General features: G+C 44.9%; 18 protein-coding genes. 12 read left to right on the top strand and 6 right to left on the bottom strand.

The genetic code is table 11. From position 1 onward, the window contains the following. The first annotated feature begins 174 nt into the window (after nucleotides 1–174). Together nagE and glnS are read left to right on the top strand one after the other, a co-directional pair. Entirely contained in the window at nucleotides 175–1,746 is a 1,572-nt protein-coding gene (gene nagE / locus L3V27_RS12275) for an N-acetylglucosamine-specific PTS transporter subunit IIBC (RefSeq protein ID WP_006742711.1), read from the top strand. Between the two features lie 237 nt (nucleotides 1,747–1,983). Next, a complete protein-coding gene (glnS, locus tag L3V27_RS12270; RefSeq protein WP_005393044.1) occupies nucleotides 1,984–3,654 on the top strand; it encodes a glutamine--tRNA ligase in 1,671 nt (556 codons plus the stop codon). A 288-nt stretch (nucleotides 3,655–3,942) separates the two neighbouring features. Here glnS and fcrX read toward each other — a convergent pair whose 3' ends face one another. After that, entirely contained in the window at nucleotides 3,943–4,392 is a 450-nt protein-coding gene (fcrX, locus tag L3V27_RS12265; protein WP_005382141.1) for a ferric iron uptake transcriptional regulator FcrX, read from the bottom strand. 200 nt (nucleotides 4,393–4,592) lie between these two features. Here fcrX and L3V27_RS12260 point away from each other — a divergent pair, with 200 nt between their 5' ends. Then, a complete protein-coding gene (locus tag L3V27_RS12260; protein ID WP_047009532.1) occupies nucleotides 4,593–5,096 on the top strand; it encodes a DUF4442 domain-containing protein in 504 nt (167 codons plus the stop codon). 50 nt (nucleotides 5,097–5,146) lie between these two features. Here the strand turns inward: L3V27_RS12260 and fldA are convergent, their stop codons facing one another. From fldA to L3V27_RS12245, 3 genes are all read right to left on the bottom strand, one after another. Then, complete coding sequence (gene fldA / locus L3V27_RS12255; protein WP_005393040.1) at nucleotides 5,147–5,680, bottom strand: flavodoxin FldA; 534 nt, start codon at nucleotides 5,678–5,680, stop codon at nucleotides 5,147–5,149. A 48-nt stretch (nucleotides 5,681–5,728) separates the two neighbouring features. Then, on the bottom strand, nucleotides 5,729–5,950 hold the full coding sequence (locus L3V27_RS12250) for a DUF2788 domain-containing protein (protein WP_005393038.1): 222 nt from the start codon (nucleotides 5,948–5,950) through the stop codon (nucleotides 5,729–5,731). A gap of 112 nt (nucleotides 5,951–6,062) precedes the next feature. Next, nucleotides 6,063–6,830: an alpha/beta fold hydrolase gene (locus L3V27_RS12245; protein WP_109168620.1), complete on the bottom strand. Its 768-nt coding sequence runs from the start codon at nucleotides 6,828–6,830 to the stop codon at nucleotides 6,063–6,065. Nucleotides 6,831–6,922: 92 nt separating this feature from the next. Here L3V27_RS12245 and seqA point away from each other — a divergent pair, with 92 nt between their 5' ends. Both seqA and pgm read left to right on the top strand, forming a co-directional pair. Then, entirely contained in the window at nucleotides 6,923–7,465 is a 543-nt protein-coding gene (seqA, locus tag L3V27_RS12240) for a replication initiation negative regulator SeqA (RefSeq protein ID WP_005393026.1), read from the top strand. Between the two features lie 92 nt (nucleotides 7,466–7,557). Continuing rightward, nucleotides 7,558–9,204, top strand: a complete 1,647-nt coding sequence (gene pgm, locus L3V27_RS12235) for a phosphoglucomutase (alpha-D-glucose-1,6-bisphosphate-dependent) (protein ID WP_237311933.1) — start codon at nucleotides 7,558–7,560, stop codon at nucleotides 9,202–9,204. Between the two features lie 62 nt (nucleotides 9,205–9,266). On the opposite strand, the gene L3V27_RS12230 is transcribed toward pgm, so the two are convergent. Next, a complete protein-coding gene (locus L3V27_RS12230) occupies nucleotides 9,267–10,040 on the bottom strand; it encodes a DUF1853 family protein (protein WP_053303293.1) in 774 nt (257 codons plus the stop codon). Between the two features lie 232 nt (nucleotides 10,041–10,272). Here L3V27_RS12230 and L3V27_RS12225 point away from each other — a divergent pair, with 232 nt between their 5' ends. Beyond that, complete coding sequence (locus L3V27_RS12225) at nucleotides 10,273–11,031, top strand: Nif3-like dinuclear metal center hexameric protein (RefSeq protein ID WP_005393019.1); 759 nt, start codon at nucleotides 10,273–10,275, stop codon at nucleotides 11,029–11,031. Nucleotides 11,032–11,118: 87 nt separating this feature from the next. Here L3V27_RS12225 and L3V27_RS12220 read toward each other — a convergent pair whose 3' ends face one another. Continuing rightward, nucleotides 11,119–12,408, bottom strand: a complete 1,290-nt coding sequence (locus L3V27_RS12220; RefSeq protein ID WP_005382163.1) for a citrate synthase — start codon at nucleotides 12,406–12,408, stop codon at nucleotides 11,119–11,121. Between the two features lie 396 nt (nucleotides 12,409–12,804). Here L3V27_RS12220 and sdhC point away from each other — a divergent pair, with 396 nt between their 5' ends. The 6 genes from sdhC to odhB all read left to right on the top strand — a co-directional run bounded on the left by sdhC (nucleotide 12,805) and on the right by odhB (nucleotide 20,261). Continuing rightward, the gene (gene sdhC, locus L3V27_RS12215) at nucleotides 12,805–13,197 is read left to right on the top strand and encodes a succinate dehydrogenase cytochrome b556 subunit (RefSeq protein ID WP_017634811.1); all 393 of its coding nucleotides are present in this window, start codon (nucleotides 12,805–12,807) and stop codon (nucleotides 13,195–13,197) included. After that, complete coding sequence (sdhD, locus tag L3V27_RS12210) at nucleotides 13,191–13,535, top strand: succinate dehydrogenase, hydrophobic membrane anchor protein (protein ID WP_005382169.1); 345 nt, start codon at nucleotides 13,191–13,193, stop codon at nucleotides 13,533–13,535. The genes sdhC and sdhD overlap by 7 nt, the downstream gene beginning before the upstream one ends. Then, on the top strand, nucleotides 13,536–15,302 hold the full coding sequence (gene sdhA / locus L3V27_RS12205; protein ID WP_005393016.1) for a succinate dehydrogenase flavoprotein subunit: 1,767 nt from the start codon (nucleotides 13,536–13,538) through the stop codon (nucleotides 15,300–15,302). Between the two features lie 15 nt (nucleotides 15,303–15,317). Beyond that, the gene (locus tag L3V27_RS12200; RefSeq protein ID WP_005382174.1) at nucleotides 15,318–16,028 is read left to right on the top strand and encodes a succinate dehydrogenase iron-sulfur subunit; all 711 of its coding nucleotides are present in this window, start codon (nucleotides 15,318–15,320) and stop codon (nucleotides 16,026–16,028) included. 170 nt (nucleotides 16,029–16,198) lie between these two features. After that, nucleotides 16,199–19,024 carry a 2-oxoglutarate dehydrogenase E1 component gene (gene sucA, locus L3V27_RS12195; protein WP_005393014.1) on the top strand — a complete coding sequence of 942 codons (2,826 nt, stop codon included), beginning with the start codon at nucleotides 16,199–16,201 and terminating at the stop codon, nucleotides 19,022–19,024. Between the two features lie 28 nt (nucleotides 19,025–19,052). After that, entirely contained in the window at nucleotides 19,053–20,261 is a 1,209-nt protein-coding gene (gene odhB, locus L3V27_RS12190) for a 2-oxoglutarate dehydrogenase complex dihydrolipoyllysine-residue succinyltransferase (protein ID WP_005393012.1), read from the top strand. Nucleotides 20,262–20,463 lie beyond the last annotated feature (202 nt).

Genomic DNA, 20,463 nt, shown 5'->3' with positions numbered 1-20,463 from the left:
TTATGATCTCGCTAGCAAAAACCTTCCGAAAGGGCAAATTGTGGTGATTATGATCACAAACGGTGAGCTTTTAATTTGCGGAGCAAAATTAATGTCATAAACTGAGGATGACTAAATTGGACGGCTGAAATAAGTCATTCAACATAACATCTAATCCTATAGGGGGAACTTAAGGTGAATATTCTCGGATACGCGCAGAAGTTAGGTAAAGCTCTTATGCTTCCTATTGCGACTTTGCCAATCGCAGGCTTGTTACTGCGCTTGGGCCAGCCGGATGTTTTTGACATCGCATTTATGGCACAAGCAGGTAACTCAATCTTTTCTAACCTTCCATTGTTGTTTGGCCTTGGTATTGCGATCGGTCTATCTAAAGACGGTCAAGGTGCAGCTGGCCTTGCTGGTGCAGTTGCGTACTTTGTACTGACAGCGACAGCGTCAACAATTGATGCATCAGTAAACATGTCGTTCTTTGGTGGTATCATCGCAGGTATTATTGCTGGCCACTCTTACAACGCTTTCCATGCTACACGTCTTCCTGAGTGGCTTGCTTTCTTCTCTGGTAAACGTTTAGTGCCGATTATGGCAGGTCTATTCGCTTTAGTTGCTGGTGCAGTTGGTGGCATTGTATGGCCAACAATTCAAGGTGGTCTAGATGCGCTTGCTCATGGCATCTCAACTTCTGGTGCTATTGGTCAGTTTATCTACGGTACACTGAACCGAGCCCTTATTCCTGTAGGTCTACACCACGTACTTAACTCATTCTTCTGGTTTGGTATGGGGTCTTGTCAAGAAGTGCTAGTAACTGGTGCAAATGCTGCGGGTCAAGCGCTTCCTGCTCTACAACAACTGTGTGTGGATCCTGCGCTAGCGAAAACGCTTGTTGCTGGTCAAACTCATACATTTGAATTCGCTAACTCTGTCACTCCTGAAATCACTGCAACAGTGAAGGAAGTAACTGAAACAGTTAAATCTGGTGACCTACACCGTTTCTTCGGCGGCGATAAGAGCGCTGGTGTGTTCATGAACGGTTTCTTCCCAGTAATGATGTTCGGCCTACCTGGTGCGGCGCTTGCAATGTACCTAGCGGCTCCTGCTGAGAAACGTAGCCAAGTTGGTGGTGCATTGTTCTCTGTTGCATTCTGTTCATTCCTAACTGGTATCACAGAGCCCCTAGAGTTCATGTTCGTATTCCTAGCGCCTGCACTATACGCGATTCACGCAGTGTTCACTGGTCTGTCGCTAGTTGTTGCTAACATGCTTGGTACGCTACACGGCTTCACATTCTCAGCTGGTCTAATTGACTACTTGTTGAACTACGGTCTAGCAACTAAGCCGCTACTACTTGGTGCAGTTGGTCTTGGCTTTGGTGCTCTATACTTCTTCACATTCAGCTTCGCAATCCGCGCATTCAACTTGAAATCGCCTGGTCGTGAAGATGACGACAGCGAAGCAGCTGCGCCTGCTGGTGAGAAGAAAAGTGGTGACCTAGCTCGCCAATACTTAAAAGCACTTGGCGGTCATGACAACCTAACTTCAATCGACGCATGTATCACTCGACTACGCTTGACGCTAAAAGATCGTTCAGTCGCTGATGAGGAAGTACTGAAGAAACTGGGTGCGAAAGGTGTTGTTAAACTTGGTGAAAACAACCTTCAAGTTATCCTTGGCCCTCTAGCTGAAATCGTTGCTGGCGAAATGAAAGCAATCGGTGCTAATGAAGACCTATCGAATGTAAAATTGCCTTAATTACATCGAACTGATATCTGACTAAAGACCTCCCTCGGGAGGTCTTTTTTTTGTTTTGGCACTTTGAATCTGCTGTGCTTTCGCTCTAACTCGATAAATATTGTCGTTTTAGCGCGAGTTCTTGTTGTCTAATTGCTTAGAATTGTGGATCATTAGAAACAATGTACTCTGCAAAACCATACTTGGATGCAGAGTTCCGTTTTCTCTGACAATACTAATATTTTTGAGGTGCTATAGATGAGTGAAGCTGATGCTCGTCCATCAAACTTTATTCGCCAGATCATTGATAAAGATCTAGCGGATGGTAAACACACTAGCGTGCATACTCGATTCCCGCCGGAGCCAAATGGCTACCTGCATATCGGTCATGCTAAGTCTATCTGTTTGAACTTCGGTATTGCTCAGGACTACCAGGGTCAATGTAATCTACGTTTCGACGATACGAACCCTGAAAAAGAAGACATCGAATACGTTGAGTCTATCAAGAAAGATGTAAACTGGTTGGGCTTTGAGTGGAGTGGTGAAGTATGTTACTCATCAAACTACTTCGATAAGCTTTACGAATATGCAATTGAATTGATTAACAAAGGCTTAGCGTACGTAGATGAGCTAAGTCCAGAGCAGATTCGTGAATACCGTGGCACGCTAAAGGCGCCAGGTAAACCAAGCCCATACCGTGACCGTTCTGTTGAAGAGAACTTAGCGTTATTTGAAAAAATGCGCGCTGGTGAATTTGAAGAAGGTAAAGCGTGTCTTCGTGCCAAGATTGACATGGGTTCTTCATTCATGGTTATGCGCGATCCAGTTTTATACCGTGTGCGTTTTGCTACGCACCACCAAACTGGTGATAAGTGGTGCATTTACCCAATGTACGACTTCACGCACTGTATCTCTGATGCATTAGAAGGCATTACACACTCTATCTGTACGCTTGAGTTTATGGATAACCGTCGTCTGTACGACTGGGTTCTGGACAACATCACGATCGAAAGCCGTCCGCATCAATACGAGTTCAGTCGCTTAAACCTTGAGTACACAGTGATGTCTAAGCGTAAGCTTAATCAACTCGTCACTGAAAAACTGGTTAACGGTTGGGATGACCCACGTATGCCAACAGTCTCAGGTCTGCGTCGTCGTGGCTTCACGCCAGCATCTATCCGTGAGTTCTGTAAGCGTATTGGTGTAACGAAGCAAGAAAATATGATCGAGTTTAGCTCACTAGAATCTTGTATTCGTGATGACCTAAACGAGAACGCTCCGCGTGCAATGGCTGTGCTGGATCCTGTTAAAGTTGTTATCGAAAACTTTGAAGAAGGTGCAGTAGAAAACTTGACGGTCGCTAATCACCCAAATAAACCAGAGATGGGTGTGCGTGAAGTACCATTCACTCGTGAGTTGTGGATTGAGCGTGAAGACTTCCGTGAAGAGGCGAACAAAAAGTACAAGCGTTTAGTGCTAGGTAAAGAAGTTCGCTTACGTGGTGCTTACGTGATCAAAGCAGAGCGCGTTGAAAAAGATGCCGAAGGCAACATCACGACTATCTTCTGTTCTTACGATGCAGACACACTAGGTAAGAACCCGGCTGATGGCCGTAAAGTAAAAGGTGTGATTCATTGGGTATCAGCTGATAAAGCATTACCAGCGGAAATCCGTCTGTACGATCGTCTATTTACGGTTCCAAACCCGGGTGCAGCAGAAGACTTTGCTTCTACAATCAACCCTGAATCATTAGTTGTGATCAATGGTTTTGTAGAGCCTAGCTTAGCGTCAGCAGAAGCAGAAAAAGGCTACCAGTTTGAGCGTATGGGTTACTTTTGCGCAGACTCGAAAGATTCTTCAGCAGATAAACTAGTATTCAACCGCACGGTTGGCCTACGTGATACTTGGGCAAAAATTGAGAACCAATAATCTCGATTAATGCAAAAATCGATAAAAATGCCAGCAAATGCTGGCATTTTTTTATTCTCATTATCGTAATGCGGCGGTTATAGGTAGTGTAGGGAGTTGCTTAAGAACGAGGGGCGTTTGATAAATGTTCGGTTTGAAAAAAAACAATGATGTTTATTAAGGTTTGAATTGGTAAGTCTAATCGACGCTTTACAAAAGTTGGTACGGCAATTCAGCTATTGAAAGATATCGCCCTCAGAAACAAAAAACGCCAGCATGAGCTGACGTTTATTTTAAATCAACAAACCGTTATTTTTTTGGTTTGTGTGCATCTGGATTGTCTTTACAACCACCATCACTGCACTTGCCGTACAAGTATAAGCTGTGGTTTGTTAGCGTGACATTGTACTTAGCTGCAATCTCTTTTTGACGTTCTTCAATAAGATCGTCAGAAAATTCAATTACCTCACCACAGTCTAGGCACACTAGATGGTCGTGGTGATGTTGAGTCGATAATTCGAAGACTGACTTACCACCTTCAAAGTGGTGACGAGTTACAATACCAGCATCATCGAATTGGTTTAGAACTCGGTAAACAGTTGCTAGGCCAATCTCTTCACCTAGATCAATCAACTTTTTGTACAAATCTTCAGCACTGATGTGCTGGCAGTCTGGCTGCTGAAGTACTTCTAGAATTTTTAGCCTTGGAAGGGTTACTTTTAAACCCGCATCCTTCAGCGCCTGATTATTATCTGACATATACTTTCCCGTTGGATCATCTGCAGCGATTTAACAGAATTCAATCTTCCTACCATTATAGGATAAGCGCTCAGAACATTAAACCACGAACTTTAAAGGGTTAATAGAATCTTTTTGTAAATTAGAAACAGGTCGATTATATTACAGATCTGACCAGTTACAATTATGTAACATTGAGCTTGGAGAGGGCACGGACTGCGATGAATAAGCGACTTGCGAAGATATACAAACCAGGAATTGTAAAATTCGCACTCAATATTTGGCCACCTTTTTGGGGCGCTGGTATTAAAATCTTACATATTTCTGAAGACTTTCGTACCGTGAAGGTGCGTTTGAAGCTTCGCTGGTGGAATAAAAACGCCAATCGTACTCAGTATGGTGGCAGTATTTTCTCTTTAACTGATCCCATTTACTCGTTGATGCTGATGGGGATTCTACGCGAGGAGTATTACGTGTGGGATAAAGAGGCGAGTATTAACTTTATTAAGCCAGGGCAAAGTGATTTATATGCAGAATTCGAAGTTACTGAAGGGATGCTAGAAAACATTTATCAAATGACACGGAATGGAGAAAAGTGTTTTCCTGAATTTATTACCCATGTAAAAGATAAGCAGGGGAATGTGGTTTCAGAGGTTCAACGCAAGCTTTATGTAAGAAAGAAACCTCAGTATCGCGAAGAGGAAGTGCTCACCGATGCTTTGTGAAAATATACAAAAAGACCTCCAATCGGAGGTCTTTGTATAATTCGATTTATTTAGCCTTCAAGCTCAGCTAAACACATTTCTTCGTAAATCTGTTTAACCCAGTTCTCAACACGTTCGTCAGTCAGTTCCGGTTGACGGTCTTCATCGATACATAGACCTACGAATTGGCTGTCGTCGCCTTCAACAAGTGCTTTAGACGCTTCAAATTCGTAGCCTTCTGTTGAAGTATGGCCAAGAATTGTGCCACCTTTAGACTCAACGATATCACGTACTGTGCCCATCGCGTCACAGAAGTACTCTGCGTAGTCCTCTTGGTCGCCACAGCCAAAGATAGCCACTAGCTTAGTAGAGAAGTCGATTTGCTCAAGTTCAGGGAAGAAATCATCCCAATCACATTGTGCTTCGCCGTAGTACCAAGTTGGGATACCTAGAAGAAGAAGATCGAAGTTATCAATGTCTTCTTTGCTGCTTTTCGCGATGTCTTGAACGTGAACTAGATGCTTACCTAGTTGCTTTTGAATCATCTTTGCAACGGCTTCAGTATTACCTGTGTCGCTACCGAAGAAGATACCTACACTTGCCATAGAGTCTATACCTTTACATTGTTTGTTATTGGCGATGGTACTAAGGGTTTAACCTAACCCAGAGCCTTCCCAAGTTAGCTGAATTACACCTTTTGCAATAAAGCCAGCACAGCCTAGGAAAAGGACTAACCATACAATACGACGACCAAAAACAGGTACATTGCCTTGCTTTAGCACATCTTTTATCGCCATCCCGATGAAAAAGAAGATAGCAGCAAAAAGAAGATCGAGCCCAATAGACTCGAGCATATCCATATAGTCGTAAAGCATTTTAGTCCTTCATGCCGAAAAATCTTGGGCGCACTATACCACTGTTAAACGGTAAAGTTAATGCACTACAAGAAGGGTTATTTCAATAATCTATTGTTGCTTTTCGAATTTGTTAACTCGAAATGTATTTCCGAATGACTCTCATTACTTCGGCCGGTTTTTCGGCGTGCAGCCAGTGGCCAGTATTAGCGATAATATGTGCTTTTGCTTGTTTGAACTGTTTTTGCACCGCAGGTTGGTGCTCTGGCATTAAGTAATCGGAATCACCACCTTTAACAAACAGAGTGGGTATATCTGTTGGGGCAATTTCCTGCCAGCCGATAATTTGTGCGTAATTCTCAAAAAGGCTCGATACGTTAAACCGCCAGTCCATTTTATCGCCATTTTTGTATAGTGACTTAGAGAGAAATTGTCTTACACCGTCGATCTCAACATGTTGAGCTAGGATATCCATCGCTTGTTGACGGCTTGCTGGCTTTTCGTTAATTACGGCGTGTAAACCGTTAAACACATTATCGTGACGGTTTGCTGTGTAGGCGACAGGTGCCATGTCGAGTACAACCAACTGTTTGACGAGCTCTGGAGCAATGTCCACCAGTGTCATCGCGACCTTTCCACCCATTGAATGCCCAATAATAATAGATGGATCAACATTTAAGTGTTGTAGGAGTTGTGCCACATCTTTTGCCATGTCGGCGTAATTATGAATGTTTGAGTGAAAAGAGAGGCCGTGATTTCTCAGATCAATACTGATCACCGTGTGATCTTTAATAAGATCGCGGGCTAGTAGACCCAGATTACTTAAACTACCAAACAATCCGTGAATCAAAACAACTGTTTGGCCTTGGCCTTCCTGCTTATAGTTGAGTAATGCTGACATTTTATCTTATTCGTGATGGGTTTAACGTGGAGTATCCGAGAGGATCTCGTTATAATCCCCCAGAGTTTAAACATTGAGAATGTGAAAAGCGAATGAAAACAATTGAGGTTGATGAGGATCTATACCGTTACATTGCTAGCCAAACTAAGCATATCGGTGAAAGCGCCTCGGATATTTTGCGACGCCTTTTAAACCTTGATGGTCAGTTGCAGGAAGCTGAAGCCGCGCCTGTAGTAGAGAAGCCACAAGGGATTGTAGTAAGTAAAGATGCGGGTAAAACGGAATCTGTTGATGTAGTGAAAGAAATGCGTTCGCTGCTTATTTCTGATGAGTTTGCCGGCCTAAAAAAAGCGATTGATCGCTTTATGTTAGTACTATCGACCTTACATAAATTAAATCCAGAAGGTTTCGCGCAGGCTACGAATGTAAAGGGACGCAAACGCGTGTACTTTGCAGATAATGAAGAAACCTTGTTGGCAAATGGCAACACGACCAAGCCAAAAGCCATTCCTGGCACACCGTTTTGGGTTATCACGAACAACAATACCAGTCGTAAAAGACAGATGGTTGAACAAGTGATGACACACATGGGGTACCAACCTGACTTAATAGAAAAAGTAACAGGTTCAATCTAAGAAACCTGATAGAAGCCTCATAATGTGTCGCAGTTAGCGGATATTATGAGGCTTTTTTAATTTTATTTGTATTTAAAGAAAGGATGTCAAACATGGCTATGCACCCTCGTGCTGGGCAAAAAGCGCAGCAGGAAGATCTTCATAATATTCCGGCACTTGTTGCCAATTACTTCTTGCTTCAACCTGATGCTAAGAACCCCGATCACAAGGTTCAATTCGGCACATCAGGTCACCGTGGTACCGCTGATAAGCATACATTTAACGAAAACCACATTTTGGCTATTGCTCAAGCGGTTGCAGAAGTTCGTGCCCAGCAAGGAACCACAGGTCCTTTGTTTGTCGGTAAAGATACGCATGCTTTGTCTGAACCTGCATTTTCTAGCGTGATTGAAGTTTTGATTGCGAATGGCGTAAAAGTCATCGTACAGCAGGATAACGGCTACACGCCAACACCAGGTATCTCGCACGCAATTCTGACTTACAACATCAAGCACGATGAAAAAGCAGACGGTATTGTGATTACACCATCTCATAACCCACCACAAGACGGCGGTATCAAATACAATCCGACTCACGGTGGTCCAGCAGAAGCTGAGTTGACTCAAGCTATCGAAGATCGTGCGAACGCACTGATTGCCGAAGGTTTACAAGGTGTTAAACGCTTACCACTAGCAGAAGCAAAAGCATCGGATCTGTTTGTGGAGATGGACTTGGTTAAACCCTATATCGATGATCTGGTGAACGTTATCGATATGGAAGCAATCCAAAAAGCAAATCTGAAGATTGGTGTAGATCCATTGGGTGGCAGCGGCATCGATTACTGGCGTCAAATTGGTCAGGCATACAACCTAGACCTAACGCTAGTAAGTGAAGCGATTGATCCTTCTTTCCAATTCATGTCTCTCGATAAAGACGGCGTTGTACGTATGGACTGTTCTTCTCCTTACGCAATGGCGGGTCTATTGGCACTGAAAGACGAATACGATTTAGCATTTGGTAACGATCCTGACTACGACCGTCACGGTATCGTTACGCCCAAAGGTTTGATGAACCCGAACCACTTCTTAGCCGTTTGTATCGACTACCTATACCGCCATCGTGACGCATGGGGTAAAGATGTAGCTGTTGGTAAAACACTAGTATCAAGTGCACTGATTGACCGTGTTGTTGCGGATCTAGGTCGTGAGCTATGTGAAGTACCAGTAGGCTTTAAATGGTTTGTTGATAGTCTGTACACTGGTAAATTCGGCTTCGGTGGCGAAGAAAGTGCCGGGGCATCTTTTCTTCGTAAAGATGGTACGCCTTGGTCAACAGACAAAGACGGCATCTTGTTATGTCTTCTAGCGGCAGAGATCACTGCGGTAACGGGTAAGAACCCACAAGACTACTATGAAGAGCTAGCGGCGAAACACGGTGAGTCGAAATACAACCGTATTCAAGCTGTAGCGAATGGCCCTCAAAAAGACGTACTGAAGAAGTTGTCACCAGAAATGGTCGCGGCTGAAACACTAGCGGGTGATCCAATTACGGCTCGTCTCACGCATGCGCCTGGTAATGGTGCTGCAATCGGTGGTCTAAAAGTAACGACTGCCAACGGCTGGTTTGCTGCTCGTCCATCAGGCACAGAGGACATCTACAAGATTTACTGTGAAAGCTTCAAAGGTGAAGAGCACCTAAAACAAATCGAAGCAGAAGCACAAGAGATCGTTAATCAAGTGTTTGCAGCTGCCGGCCTGTAAACCATTCAATAGTCGATTTAGAAAACAAAGGGTTGATGTGCAAGCATCAACCCTTTTGCGTTTTAAGATTCCTGAACTGAGTTGTTTCCGGGCCAGGAATCCGGTACCACAAACCAGAATTGACCGTCCTCCGTTTGTGCATGTACAAATCGGTCTGAAGGCTTTTCAATGGGTTGAGATAAATCGTCCGTACCAATCGCCCAGCATGGTTTGTGTAAATGATAAAGTGGCTTACCGATTAACTCCCATTGGCTCTGGTAGCACCAGTAACCACTAATCTGACTTGGATTTAGTTCATAACCCAAGCACTCGCTAGGAGTTGGCTCTGGAGTAAACGGATTAATATAGAGTCGTCCTTGCATCAATAGACGTTCTTGTGGAGCGTCGTTTAACGGAATTATTTTTTGAAATTCCGGGCGATCGCTCATTTTCAACTGATGAGTAAGCATTCTATTCAGTTTTGTATGCAGCTGGTCGTGAGCATTCGGACCATACCATACGCCGTTATAAAGAAGATAAAACTTAATCGCTACTTCCCAGTGTTCTATTTGATTTGATTCTGTATTCCGCAACACCAAGTCGATAGCACCAATAGTCTTACCTTCGATGTCGTTTAACTGAACCTCTTCCGCGATAACCTGATATCGTTCTGAACTAGAGAGAACTGCAGTGCATAAGTGCTGATATAAAAAGCCCAATCTTGGATTACCATTGTATTGCTCAGCGTTATTTAAAGGCGTTACCGAAAGATCCTCTAAGGTTGTAAACGGAGGGCGTAACTTGAAAAGAGGAGGTGAAGTGGCGATCCATTGGTAAAAGCGTTGCAGTTGGTTCATCCGTATCCCTATATGTATGGTGAGGCGACAAGCTTTGTTATTGTAACTAAATTTGCTTTTGAGGGTAGGGTGGCTAGCATCGATATTAGGGTTCGAGATACACTTTAAGTACCTAAATGATATCAAGGTGCCAGATGTCAAAACGTTGTTGTATCAACTAGGTTGCACACTCTCGGTCTGATTTCATCGAGAGGTTATTTAGGTTTACATGCGCTAGAAATTGGAAGTAATAATGAATAACTTAAAGCTAGAACAGATTCTTAATGACAAACTGTCACCGCAGTTAATTAAAGATTACGCACCAAACGGGTTACAGGTAGAAGGGACGCCAGCCGTAAAGCGTATTATCACTGGCGTAACTGCCTCCCAAGCCTTAATCGATAAAGCGATTGAGCTTAATGCAGACGCATTACTCGTTCATCACGGTTATTTTTGGAAAGGTGAACCTGAGCCAATTCGTGGTATGAAAGGTAAACGAATTCGTAGTCTGATCAAAAACGATATCAACTTATATGGTTATCACCTTCCTCTGGATATTCACCCAGAGCTAGGCAACAACGCCGAATTAGCTCGCTTACTTGAAATAGAAGTAGAAGGTGGGCTTGAAGGACATCCTCAATCAGTAGCCATGTTTGGACGCTTGAAAAAACCGATGTCTGGTGCTGAGTTTGCGAGCAAGATCAATCAAGTTCTTGATAGAGAACCACTGCATATTGCTCCAGAGAATACCGATAAGATGATTGAGACGGTCGGTTGGTGCACTGGTGGAGGGCAGGATTTTATTGAGCTTGCTGTACAACACGGATTAGATGCGTTTATCTCTGGCGAAATTTCTGAGCGTACAACCTATACTGCGCGAGAAATGGACATTCATTACTTTGCTGCAGGTCATCATGCTACTGAGCGTTATGGTGTTCAGGCTTTAGGAAAATGGCTAGCGGATGAATACGGCCTACATGTGGAGTTTATCGATATTGATAATCCGGTTTAGTGTTCGCTATTCATAACGTGAGACGCTGAAAAGAAAAAGGGTTGAGACAAAATCTCAACCCTTTTGTTTATCTTCTAACTAAAAAGATCATTCACGTTCGTGAAGTGGAGAAAACTCACGCTGTGTCTCACCAGTGTATAGCTGACGAGGACGACCGATGCGGTTCAGTGGATCGCTGTGCATTTCGTTCCAGTGAGCAATCCAGCCGATGGTACGAGAAATCGCGAAGATAACCGTAAACATAGAAACTGGAATACCAATCGCTTTAAGAATGATACCTGAGTAGAAGTCTACGTTCGGGTACAGCTTCTTAGAAACGAAGTACTCATCAGAAAGCGCAATGCGCTCAAGTTCCATTGCTACATCTAGTAGAGGGTCTTGAATGTTTAGCTCTTTGAGAACTTCATGACACGTTTCGCGCATTACTGTCGCACGTGGATCGTAGTTTTTATAAACGCGGTGACCAAAGCCCATTAAGCGGAATGGGTCATCTTTGTCTTTCGCGCGGTCTACATACTCAGGGATGTTATCGACGCTGCCAATCTCTTCTAGCATTCTCAAGCACGCTTCGTTTGCACCACCGTGAGCAGGTCCCCAAAGTGATGCAATACCAGCGGCAATACATGCAAATGGGTTAGCACCAGAAGAGCCAGCTAGACGTACAGTTGACGTCGACGCATTCTGTTCATGATCCGCGTGTAGCGTGAAGATTTTATCCATTGCACGAGCAACGACAGGGTTTACTTCATACTCTTCGCAAGGGTTTGCGAACATCATGTGTAGGAAGTTTTCTGCGTAGCTCAAATCGTTGCGTGGGTAGATAAATGGCTGACCGATAGAGTATTTGTAACACATTGCAGCCAGTGTCGGCATCTTCGATAGCAGACGGTACGCCGCGATCTCGCGGTGCTCGTCGTTGTTGATGTCAAGAGAGTCGTGGTAGAAGGCTGCAAGTGCACCGACTACACCACACATTACTGCCATTGGGTGAGCATCACGTCGGAAGCCATGGAAAAAGCTTGCGATTTGTTCGTGGACCATAGTATGACGCGTTACGGTCGTCTTGAATTGCTCGTATTGTTCTCGGGTAGGGGCTTCACCATAAAGAAGGATGTAACATACTTCTAAGTAATCTGCGTTATTGGCTAATTGATCAATCGGGAAACCGCGGTGCAAAAGAATACCTTTGCCGCCATCGATGTACGTGATTGATGATTCACAAGATGCAGTGGCAAGAAAACCTGGGTCAAAAGTAAAGTAACCATTGGCTCCCAGCTTACGAACGTCAATTACAGGTGTACCTAGCGTACCGTCCATAATTGGCAGTTCGATTGGCGCTTGACCTTCAACATGAAGGGTCGCTTTCTTATCCGCCATAACAATCTCCTTTGTTTATTATTTAATCCGTCCAGGATGTTTATGTGCCATTTTTGTACTGTTGTTAAAGCTTAAAGTCAATTTTTCTCCATCTTTGTGTGCACTTGTTATGATTTTTCTCATGAAAATCGTTAAAAATCTGTTCTATGTAGCATAATTTGTTACACCAATTGTATTAGAATGTTGCTCGCCGTATATTGGCTAAGAAAATTTTAGTTAAATCCTTATAAATTCGGGGCTAGAAACAAAGAGTGAGGTTTGTTGCTGGACTCCGATTGTTAACAAGTTGTTTACAATTATCTGGGTGGTTACTCGCGATATTTGTTAAATAGATGTTAACTTTTGTACGTTTGGAAGCTGAAATTGGTTATAACAATAAATGCTCAATGGAGCTGAGTGAGCAAGCCCGTGAAAGAAAGAAAGTCAAGACCTGTTAATTTAGATTTACAGACCATCCACTTTCCTATCACAGCAATCGCATCCATCCTACACCGTGTGTCTGGGGTAATTACGTTTGTTGCGGTGGGTATACTACTGTGGTTACTGTCCATTTCTCTGTCATCCCCAATGGGTTTTATGGAAGCCGCTGACATCGTCGATAGCTTCTTCGTAAAATTCATCCTGTGGGGAATTCTTACTGCACTTGCCTACCACATTGCAGGTGGTATCCGTCACTTGTTGATGGATCTAGGTCACTTTGAAGAGCTAGATTCTGGCACGATGAGCGCTAAAGTCGCGTTTGGTGCAACAGCAGTATTATCATTATTGGCGGGGATCTTGGTATGGTAAAACACGTATCTTCATTTGGTCGTAATGGTGTACACGATTTCCTACTAATTCGTGCAACTGCAATCATTATGACGCTATACACGATTTATCTGATTAGCTTCTGTGCATTTTCAGATATCTCTTACGCATCTTGGACCCAATTCTTTGGTGGTACCTTCACTAAAGTATTCACCATGTTGGCACTTGTCTCGATCCTGATCCACGCATGGGTCGGTTTGTGGCAGGTATTAACGGATTACATTAAGTGCGCGAAACTGCGTGGCGCACTGCAACTTGGTGTTATTGCCGTGCTATTCGGCTATGTCTTCTCTGGTCTATTTATTCTGTGGGGTGCGTAAGTGTCTATTCCAGTTCGTGAGTTTGACGCCGTAGTAATCGGCGCTGGTGGTGCAGGTATGCGCGCTGCACTACAAATTTCAGAACAAGGCCTATCATGTGCTTTGTTGTCAAAAGTATTTCCAACACGTTCTCATACTGTGTCTGCACAGGGCGGTATTACCGTTGCTCTGGGTAACTCGCACAAAGACGATTGGCAATGGCACATGTACGATACCGTTAAAGGTTCCGATTACATCGGTGACCAAAATGCGATTGAATACATGTGTAAGAATGGCCCTGAGTCCGTTATCGAACTAGAAAAAATGGGTCTTCCATTCTCTCGTTTTGATAATGGTACTATCTACCAACGTCCATTCGGTGGTCAGTCAAAAGAATTTGGTGGTGAGCAAGCTGCACGTACAGCAGCAGCTGCGGACCGTACAGGTCACGCGCTTCTTCATACGCTTTACCAACAAAATGTGAAACACAAAACCACCATTTTCTCGGAATGGTATGCACTAGACTTGGTGAAAAACCAAGACGGCGCCGTAATGGGCTGTACTGCGATTTGTATGGAAACAGGCGAAATCTGTTACTTCAAATCAAAAGCAACGATTCTAGCAACAGGTGGCGCAGGTCGTATTTACGCGTCGACCACTAACGCACACATCAACACTGGTGACGGTGTAGGTATGGCATTGCGTGCGGGTGTACCTATGCAAGACATGGAAATGTGGCAGTTCCACCCAACGGGTATCGCTGGTGCAGGTGTTCTTGTAACAGAAGGTTGTCGTGGTGAAGGTGGTTACCTTCTAAATAAAGATGGCGAACGCTTCATGGAACGTTATGCTCCAAACGCGAAAGACCTTGCTGGTCGTGACGTAGTTGCTCGTTCAATGATGATCGAAATCCGCGAAGGCCGCGGTTGTGATGGCCCTTGGGGTCCACACATTAAGCTGAAGTTGGATCACCTTGGTAAAGAAGTGCTTGAGTCACGTCTGCCTGGTATTTGTGAGCTGTCTCGTACTTTCGCGCACGTTGATCCAGTGAAAGAGCCAATTCCAGTAATTCCAACCTGTCACTACATGATGGGTGGTGTACCGACTCAAGTGTCTGGTCAAGCAATCAAGCAAAAGGCTGACGGCAGCGAGATGGAAGTACAAGGTCTATATGCATGTGGTGAGATTGCTTCTGTATCAGTACACGGAGCAAACCGTCTAGGCGGCAATTCATTACTAGACTTAGTCGTATTTGGTCGCGCGACAGGCTTGCATCTTGGCGAAACGCTCGCAGCGCAAGCTGAGGCACGCCCTGCAACTGAATCTGATATTGAAGCATCTCTAGCGCGTACCATGCGTTGGGAAAATAGTACTGGCGGTGAAGATCCAGTTCAAATCCGTAAAGACCTACAAGCTTGCATGCAAAACAGCTTCTCGGTATTCCGTGAAGGCGATGCAATGGCAACGGGTCTAGAAGAGTTGAAAGTAATTCGCGAACGTCTGAAAGATGCGCATCTAGCGGACAAGTCTTCTGAATTCAACACGCAACGTATTGAGTGTCTAGAGTTAGACAACTTGATGGAAACAGCATTCTCTACAGCCGTAGCGGCGAACTACCGTACTGAAAGCCGTGGAGCACATGCTCGTTTCGATTTCCCTGAGCGTGATGATGAGAACTGGTTATGCCACTCTATCTACAACCCGGAAACAGAAGCGATGACTAAGCGTGATGTGAACATGACGCCAACGCATCGTGAAGCTTTCCCGCCGAAAGTACGTACATACTAAAGGGAGGATACGACTATGAAATTGAACTTCTCTTTATACCGTTACAATCCGGATGTGGATACCAAGCCTTACATGAAAGAGTATACCCTTGAGGTAGACGAAGGCTCAGACATGATGGTGCTTGATGCATTGATTCTGCTAAAAGAGCAAGATCCAAGCATCGCGTTCCGTCGCTCATGCCGTGAAGGGGTATGTGGTTCTGATGGTTTGAACATGAATGGTAAAAATGGTCTAGCGTGTATCACACCGTTATCTGCTCTACAAGGCGATAAGATAGTTATTCGTCCACTGCCAGGGTTACCTGTCGTGCGCGATCTTATCGTTGACATGACGCAGTTCTATGATAACTATGCGAAAGTTAAACCATTCTTGATTGATGATGGTGCATTACCACCATCACGCGAGAACCTACAATCGCCTGATGACCGTGCGCATTTAGATGGATTGTACGAATGTATCATGTGTGCATGTTGTACAACGTCTTGCCCATCATTCTGGTGGAACCCTGACAAATTCATCGGTCCAGCTGGTCTTCTTGCGGCGTACCGTTGGCTAATTGATAGCCGCGATACGGCAACAGATGAACGTTTGTCTGATCTTGATGATGCATTTAGCGTTTTTCGTTGCCATGGCATCATGAATTGTGTAAGTGTTTGTCCTAAGGGATTAAATCCGACGAAAGCCATCGGCCATATTAAGTCGATGCTGGTTAATCGCTCGGTTTAATTTACTCGCTCTTAGGAATGTCGCAGTGTTGCGGATCACCCGATATGACCGCTTCACTGCTTCAAGAATATTTCGAGTAAAGAATACAAAAATTGCCGACTAGTTCTGGTCGGCTCTTATAGCTCGGCAAAGACCGAAGCAAACGTGAAAACTACTGGTTAAGGGAAAATATGCACAACGGCGTGATGAAGGCATGGCTCGAGTCTTCACACTTGGCTGGCGCCAATGCAACGTATGTAGAGGACCTCTACGAACTGTATCTAAGTGATCCCGATCTGGTAAGTGAGGAGTGGAAACGTGTTTTTGAAGGCTTACCTAAGCCGTCAGAAGAAGTGGCAGAACAACCACATTCACGTGTCCGTGACTACTTCCGTCGACTCGCTAGAGAAACAAAGCATTACAATGTCCAAGTTAGTGACCCAGATGTCGATGCAAAACAAGTAAAAGTTCTACAGCTAATCAACGCATACCGTTTCCGCGGACATGAAGCTGCAGAATTAGACCCACTAGGTCTATGGCAACGCCCAACCGTGGCGGAGTTAGACCCTGCTTTTCATAATCTTACCGAAGATGACTTCGAAGAAACTTTCAACGTAGGTTCTTTTGCTGTTGGGCAAGAAACCATGAAGTTGAAAGACATCTATGAAGCCCTCAACAAAACTTACTGCGGTTCCATCGGTGCTGAATACATGCACATGACTGACACAGAGCAAAAACGTTGGATCCAACAACGTCTTGAGTCTGTCGTAGGCCAGCCATCATTCAACAAAGATGAGAAGCGCACATTCCTAGAAGAGCTAACAGCCGCTGAAGGTTTGGAGCGTTACCTCGGGGCGAAATTCCCAGGTGCAAAACGTTTCTCTCTAGAAGGTGGTGACGCACTGATTCCGATGACGAAAGAGTTGATCCGTCACGCGGGAACAAGTGGGATGCGTGAAGTGGTTATCGGTATGGCTCACCGTGGTCGTTTGAACATGCTGGTGAACGTGCTTGGTAAGAAGCCTCAAGATCTATTCGATGAGTTTGCCGGTAAACACGACGAAACTTGGGGCACGGGTGATGTGAAATATCACCAAGGTTTCTCTGCCGACTTTGCTACCCCAGGTGGTGATGTTCACTTAGCTCTTGCATTTAACCCATCGCATCTAGAAATCGTCAACCCAGTAGTCATGGGGTCGGTGCGAGCACGTCAAGATCGCTTGGGTGATAATCAAGGTAGCAAAGTGCTTCCTATCACTATCCACGGTGACTCTGCAATCGCTGGTCAGGGTGTGGTTGCCGAAACGTTCAACATGTCACTGGCTCGTGGTTTCCAAGTCGGTGGTACGGTGCGTATCGTTATTAACAACCAAGTTGGCTTTACGACGTCTAACCCTCGTGACACGCGTTCAACGATGTACTGTACAGATATCGCTAAGATGGTTCAGGCGCCAATCTTCCATGTGAATGCCGATGACCCAGAAGCAGTTGCTTTTGTTACTCGTATTGCTTTGGATTACCGCAACGAGTTCAAGCGCGATGTCGTGATTGATTTGGTGTGTTACCGTCGCCACGGTCACAACGAGGCCGATGAGCCAAACGCGACTCAGCCTTTGATGTACCAAAAAATCAAAAAACACCCTACACCACGCAAATTGTATGCGGATATTCTGATCGATAAAAACGAATCAGATATCGAGACAGCGACTCAGTTAGTCAATGAGTACCGCGACGCATTAGACCGCGGTGAAGTGGTGGTTAAAGAATGGCGTCCAATGGCGTTGCACTCCGTAGACTGGTCCCCTTACTTAGGGCATGAATGGGATATGGAGTGGGATTCAAAATATGACAAGACGCGTCTTATCGAGTTGGGTAATCGTCTTTGTCAGTATCCAGAAAGCCATAAACTGCAAAGCCGTGTTAATAAGCTTTACAACGATCGCCTAGCAATGATGACCGGTGAAAAAGCAATCGACTGGGGTATGGCCGAAACATTGGCGTATGCAACATTAGTTGATGATGGTAAGCGTATTCGCCTTTCTGGTCAGGATTCGGGTCGTGGTACTTTCTTCCACCGTCACTCGGTTCTTCATAACCAAACAGATGCAAGTACGTACATTCCATTAGCGAATATTCATGACAATCAGGGGCCATTCCAAGTGTTTGACTCAGTACTGTCAGAAGAAGCGGTATTGGCATTTGAATACGGTTACGCAACAGCAGAGCCAGGTGGTTTGACTATCTGGGAAGCGCAGTTTGGTGACTTTGCCAACGGCGCGCAGGTTGTGATTGACCAATTCATCTCGTCAGGTGAGCAGAAATGGGCACGCTTGTGTGGTCTCACAATGCTTCTACCTCACGGTTACGAAGGTCAAGGCCCTGAGCACTCCTCTGCACGTCTAGAGCGTTACCTTCAGTTGTGTGCTGAGCAAAATATGCAGGTTGTAGTTCCTTCAACACCGGCTCAGGTATACCACATGATTCGTCGTCAAGTTGTACGCCCAATGCGTCGACCTCTGATTGTTATGTCGCCAAAATCTTTGCTGCGCCATCCTCTATGTACTTCGACAATTGAAGACTTAGCGGACGGTACATTCCAATCTGCAATTCCAGAAGTAGATGATTTAGACCCAAGCAAAGTAAAACGCGTCGTGTTCTGTTCAGGTAAGGTTTATTTTGACCTACTGGAGCAGCGCCGTAACAACGAGCAAGACGATGTCGCTATCGTGCGTATCGAGCAGCTTTATCCATTCCCGATGGAAGAAGTACAAGCAGCGATTGCTCAATACACTAACGTTGAAGACTTCGTGTGGTGTCAGGAAGAGCCTCAGAACCAAGGTGCTTGGTACTGTAGCCAACACAACTTCCGTGCCGCTATTCCTGCAGGTGCAGATCTTAAATACGCAGGTCGCCCAGCTTCTGCTTCGCCAGCAGTTGGCTACATGTCGGTGCACTTGAAACAACAAAAAGCGTTGGTTGAAGACGCTCTGAACGTGAACTCAAAAACTTCGAATTAAGAACTAGAAGTTAAAGGAAGAAACAGATATGACAATTGAAATTCTGGTTCCAGATTTACCTGAATCAGTTGCTGATGCAACCGTAGCGACATGGCACAAACAACCAGGCGACGCAGTAGAGCGTGACGAGGTTTTGGTTGACATCGAGACAGACAAAGTCGTACTAGAAGTGCCAGCTCCGGAAGCAGGCGTTTTGGAAGCTATCGTTGAAGAAGAAGGTGCGACAGTACTTTCTAAACAAATCATTGCTAAATTGAAGCCAGGTGCAGTTGCAGGTGAGCCTACTGCAGACAAAACAGAAGGTACGGAAGCATCTCCTGATAAACGTCATAAAGCTGCGCTTAGCGAAGAAAGCAATGATGCACTAAGCCCAGCAGTACGTCGTTTATTGGCTGAGCATGGCTTAGAAGCAAGCCAAGTGAAAGGCACTGGCGTTGGTGGTCGTATTACGCGCGAAGATATTGAAGCGCATCTTGCGAACGCTAAAGCTGCGCCAAAAGAAGAAGCACCAGCAGTGGTTGACGTGCCGGCAGCGGCTCGTAGCCAAAAACGTGTTCCAATGACTCGCCTGCGTAAGACAGTCGCTAACCGTCTACTAGAGGCGAAGAACAACACGGCAATGCTAACGACGTTTAACGAAGTGAACATGAAACCAATCATGGACCTTCGTAAGCAGTACAAAGATCAGTTCGAAGAGCGTCACGGTATTCGTTTGGGCTTCATGTCTTTCTACGTAAAAGCAGTAACAGAAGCGCTTAAGCGTTACCCAGAAGTAAATGCTTCGATTGATGGCGATGACATTGTTTACCACAACTACTTCGACATTAGCATGGCGGTATCAACGCCACGTGGTCTAGTTACACCTGTCTTAAAAGACTGTGACAAGCTTGGTTTCGCTGATGTTGAAAAAGGCATCAAAGAACTGGCTATCAAAGGTCGTGATGGCAAGCTAACGGTAGACGAGCTAATGGGCGGTAACTTCACTATCACAAACGGTGGTGTGTTCGGTTCACTAATGTCTACACCAATCATCAACCCACCTCAATCAGCGATTCTTGGTATGCATAAGATCCAAGAGCGTCCGATGGCAGTGGATGGCAAAGTTGAAATCTTGCCGATGATGTACCTAGCGCTGTCTTACGATCACCGCCTAATTGATGGTCGCGAGTCTGTTGGCTTCCTAGTGACGATTAAAGAGTTGCTAGAAGATCCAGCACGTCTCCTATTAGACGTTTAATATCGCTAAAACGTCTAGTTATCGTAGGTAGCTAGACGTTAAAAATTTCAATGGCTAGACTAGCTCAACGTCTGGCCTTCATTTGAATCCCACTCCATGAGTACTCGTGATGAGGGATTGATTTGAGAAGACCCTACAGACGTACAAGCAGCCAAGACTGCAGCGTTATGGAAATAATAAATCCCTTAAGGGAAAAACAAAC

Source organism: Vibrio sp. J2-3(2022), from assembly GCF_021725735.1.
GTDB classification, from domain to species: Bacteria; Pseudomonadota; Gammaproteobacteria; order Enterobacterales; family Vibrionaceae; genus Vibrio; species Vibrio diabolicus.
The sequence above is the reverse complement of the archived record's forward strand: the minus strand, read 5'-3'. Positions and strand labels throughout refer to the sequence as shown.

Bases quoted from the DNA above. Each gene is read 5' to 3' on its own strand.
- L3V27_RS12260 (WP_047009532.1), top strand. From the start codon at position 4,593: ATGAATAAGCGACTTGCGAAGATATACAAACCAGGAATTGTAAAATTC.
- L3V27_RS12225 (WP_005393019.1), top strand. From the start codon at position 10,273: ATGAATAACTTAAAGCTAGAACAGATTCTTAATGACAAACTGTCACCG.
- sdhD (WP_005382169.1), top strand. From the start codon at position 13,191: ATGGTAAAACACGTATCTTCATTTGGTCGTAATGGTGTACACGATTTC.
- seqA (WP_005393026.1), top strand. From the start codon at position 6,923: ATGAAAACAATTGAGGTTGATGAGGATCTATACCGTTACATTGCTAGC.
- L3V27_RS12220 (WP_005382163.1), bottom strand. From the start codon at position 12,408: ATGGCGGATAAGAAAGCGACCCTTCATGTTGAAGGTCAAGCGCCAATC.
- odhB (WP_005393012.1), top strand. From the start codon at position 19,053: ATGACAATTGAAATTCTGGTTCCAGATTTACCTGAATCAGTTGCTGAT.
- L3V27_RS12250 (WP_005393038.1), bottom strand. From the start codon at position 5,950: ATGCTTTACGACTATATGGATATGCTCGAGTCTATTGGGCTCGATCTT.
- L3V27_RS12230 (WP_053303293.1), bottom strand. From the start codon at position 10,040: ATGAACCAACTGCAACGCTTTTACCAATGGATCGCCACTTCACCTCCT.
- fldA (WP_005393040.1), bottom strand. From the start codon at position 5,680: ATGGCAAGTGTAGGTATCTTCTTCGGTAGCGACACAGGTAATACTGAA.
- sucA (WP_005393014.1), top strand. From the start codon at position 16,199: ATGCACAACGGCGTGATGAAGGCATGGCTCGAGTCTTCACACTTGGCT.
- L3V27_RS12200 (WP_005382174.1), top strand. From the start codon at position 15,318: ATGAAATTGAACTTCTCTTTATACCGTTACAATCCGGATGTGGATACC.
- glnS (WP_005393044.1), top strand. From the start codon at position 1,984: ATGAGTGAAGCTGATGCTCGTCCATCAAACTTTATTCGCCAGATCATT.
- fcrX (WP_005382141.1), bottom strand. From the start codon at position 4,392: ATGTCAGATAATAATCAGGCGCTGAAGGATGCGGGTTTAAAAGTAACC.
- pgm (WP_237311933.1), top strand. From the start codon at position 7,558: ATGGCTATGCACCCTCGTGCTGGGCAAAAAGCGCAGCAGGAAGATCTT.
- L3V27_RS12245 (WP_109168620.1), bottom strand. From the start codon at position 6,830: ATGTCAGCATTACTCAACTATAAGCAGGAAGGCCAAGGCCAAACAGTT.